This is a genomic window from Bacillus sp. 95MFCvi2.1 (assembly GCF_000374965.1).
GTDB classification, from domain to species: Bacteria; Bacillota; Bacilli; order Bacillales; family Bacillaceae_G; genus Bacillus_A; species Bacillus_A pseudomycoides.
Window position 1 is genome coordinate 1 of the sequence record NZ_KB895765.1, and the last position, 2905, is coordinate 2905.

General features: G+C 31.4%; 4 protein-coding genes and 1 pseudogene. 3 read left to right on the forward strand and 2 right to left on the reverse strand.

Annotation, left to right across the window (positions count from 1 at the left end; all coding sequences use genetic code 11):
- Positions 1 to 101: 101 nt before the first annotated feature.
- Together C568_RS0130025 and C568_RS0130030 are read right to left on the reverse strand one after the other, a co-directional pair.
- Positions 102 to 485, reverse strand: a complete 384-nt coding sequence (locus tag C568_RS0130025) for a DUF1433 domain-containing protein (RefSeq protein WP_018783721.1) — start codon at positions 483 to 485, stop codon at positions 102 to 104.
- Positions 486 to 561: 76 nt separating this feature from the next.
- The gene (locus tag C568_RS0130030) at positions 562 to 942 is read right to left on the reverse strand and encodes a DUF1433 domain-containing protein (RefSeq protein WP_018783722.1); all 381 of its coding nucleotides are present in this window, start codon (positions 940 to 942) and stop codon (positions 562 to 564) included.
- A gap of 60 nt (positions 943 to 1002) precedes the next feature.
- Between C568_RS0130030 and C568_RS0130035 the strand changes: the two genes are divergently transcribed.
- From C568_RS0130035 to C568_RS34510, 3 genes and pseudogenes are all read left to right on the forward strand, one after another.
- Entirely contained in the window at positions 1003 to 2184 is a 1182-nt protein-coding gene (locus tag C568_RS0130035; RefSeq protein ID WP_018783723.1) for a lipase family protein, read from the forward strand.
- Between the two features lie 12 nt (positions 2185 to 2196).
- Positions 2197 to 2589, forward strand: a complete 393-nt coding sequence (locus C568_RS0130040) for a hypothetical protein (RefSeq protein ID WP_018783724.1) — start codon at positions 2197 to 2199, stop codon at positions 2587 to 2589.
- Positions 2590 to 2818: 229 nt separating this feature from the next.
- Positions 2819 to 2905 (forward strand): annotated as a pseudogene (locus C568_RS34510) (tyrosine-type recombinase/integrase); the annotation flags it as partial.

The window sequence follows — 2905 nt, forward strand, 5'->3', positions numbered from 1 at the left end:
AAAAGAAATTAAATAACCTGAGTCCATATAAATATAGAACTCAGGTTACTTAGTTGTGCTTTTTGAATACAGTCTACTTGACAGGGGTCACTTCACAAAGACTACTCTTGTTTCTTTTCCTTCTCTTCTTTTTCAATTTCAGATACGGATTTTTCAGGTTTTTTTATTAGTTTTCCAAGTTCTCCAGAACGATCAAATTGATCTTCGAAATTTTCTGTAGTACTAATACGAGCTACAAAATCTAATTGTTGGTCATTATTTATATACCCTTTTAGTCTAGGAATTCCCATAGGACTAGTTTCGTGTTCTGTAAATGTAATAGATTTTACATCTTTAACATTATAACGAATATATTTTTCAACTCTCGCCTCTTGTGCTTTCCAAAACTTTTCCTCTTTTTCTTTTTGTTTTAAGTATTCCATTGTAAAATACCCTCCTGCTATGAGCACCACAGCAGATACAAACCAGATGATTATTTTCTTCATAGAAAACCACCTTATAAAAAACTTACCAATGCATCCTTCTTAAAATGGGATAGAGAAGAAAAGAGTATTGCAAAGACTACTCTTTTCTCTTTTCCTTCTCTTCTTTTTCAATTTCAGATACCGACTTTTCAGGATCTTTTATAAGTTTTCCTAGTTCTCCAGAACGCGAGAATTTATCTTCAAAGTTTTCTGTAGTACTTATACTAGCATCGAACCATAGCTCTTTATCATCATTTATATATCCTTCTATAGAAGGAACCCCCATAGGACTTACACTCTTTTCTGTAAACGTAATAGATTTTACATCCTGAATATTATAACGAATATACTTTTCTACTCGTACTTCTTGTACTTTCCAGAACTTTTCCTCTTCTTCTTTTTGTTTTAAGTATTCCATTGTAAAATACCCTCCTGCTATAATACAAATAATGGATAAAATGATTACCGATTTCTTCATAGTAAATCCCCTTATATTTAAATATAGTTAAAATATACCATGAAATGAGTTGAGAAACATATGAATGAATTTAAAAGGAATACCATTGCAACAGATGAAGATTATTTCGAACTATCAGATAAAGTTTATGACGATAAATATTTATACAAAGGGGAGGAAATAAAAGGGACCGATGGTAAAACGTGGGTCGTTATAGAATCAATTGATGCAGATTGTCAAAAAGTAAAAAATGGATTACAAGCTATTGCAGTAGTACCGAAAAAAGATTACAAAGAAAATGCAACACATTATGATGATATAATCCTAGCATTTCGTGGAACAGAGCCTAAGCAATTAGCAGATTTCGTGACAGATATTGATCAGATTTCGTTCGGAATTAAAACACATTCTAAAGTAATTACTCCAAGTAACAGTCAAACAATAACACCTAATTCTGCAACATCATTTGATACTGGATTGAAATGGGCAAAAAATGACATCGTAGAAAAATATCACCCTTCTTCTCTTCATACTACTGGACATAGTAAAGGTGGTGCAGAAGCGGACCTTATCGCTGCAGAATTAGATTGTTATGCAACTACATGGGCTGCACCAAATCCCTATCGTTTACTAAGTCCTGAAGCAAAAAGACGAGTAGATGAAGGGAAAATGGATAATAAAGCTACCGATTATACACATGAAAATGACAAGATTGGTAACCACACTCAATTCGGTGCACCTCTAATTGGTAAGCAATACACAGTGAGACAGAACGATACAGAACAAGGATTTCTTACAAGTTTAACTATGGACGGACATGGCAGAGATACATATAGAGGAGAGTTTCATTCAAATGGAAGTCCCATATTAAAATTAGAACCTGAAGATATTATAAGACAAGCAAAAAAAATTCAAACACTCAGCAATCGATTATCAAATATCGCAAAAAATATAGAAGAGTTTCAAAGAAAAGAAGCTGAAGCAGTTCAAAAGTTAAAAAGTCAATTAAAACATGAAACAGGGTCAGGTGGAAGATATCATTTATTAGAAGAACACGAAGTAGATGAAGCCATCTCACAAATTGCTAAAATTAGAAAAGGTGGAAATGACTATTTTCATGACGCAAACATAGCCGAAGAATTAATCCATATTTTAAGAAAAGAACAAAAAAGTTTAAGCCAATTCGGAGATGAAATTAGTGATGCAGCAAATTCACTAAGAGATAAAGACAACCAATTAGCAGGAAATTTTCAGATTAAATAAGGGGATAATTATATGATGGATTTTATGGGAGAAATTAAAAAGATAGAAAAACAAATCGAAAATGCTGCAGGAGCTGCAGGAGATTTAGCAAATCAGGTTGTTGATGAATTACAAGCTGCTAAAAAACAAATTGAAAGAGAAATGCAGCGTATGATGTTAAAAACAGAGGTAGGGTTTAAATCAATAGATATTATAAAAGAAGATACATATGCTCTTCAAAAAAACATAGGGGTATTTCACGATTTACAAACAAGTATAAGAGATATAGCAGCAGAACTAGAGAAAAGTTTCGAAAGTAAAACTGGTAGTAAAATAAATGAAACATTAAAAAAATATGAAAAACAAATTAACAACAAAATTTTTAATGAACATGTTCACTTGGCAAACAGTTGTGGAAAAAAATAAGAGAAGTAGAAAAAAACTAAAAAATTGCTATTATTATATTAATTTATATACATAAAAAAAGTCCTCTTATATAGGACTTTTTTTAATGATATTGAATGTAAACTTTTAGATATTTGTTTACATTCAAATCCTCTAAAACATTGACTTTATCCCCATTCCCCTGATATCATCAAAATTAGCAAGAAAAGTATACATTCAAAACAATATAAATAAAGAGGTACAGAAACACATGAACAAAAAAACACATCTCATTGATGTCCAACCCATCCGAAGTAAAGATCAGATTGAAGATATGAAATGGGCTCTTAAACGTCAC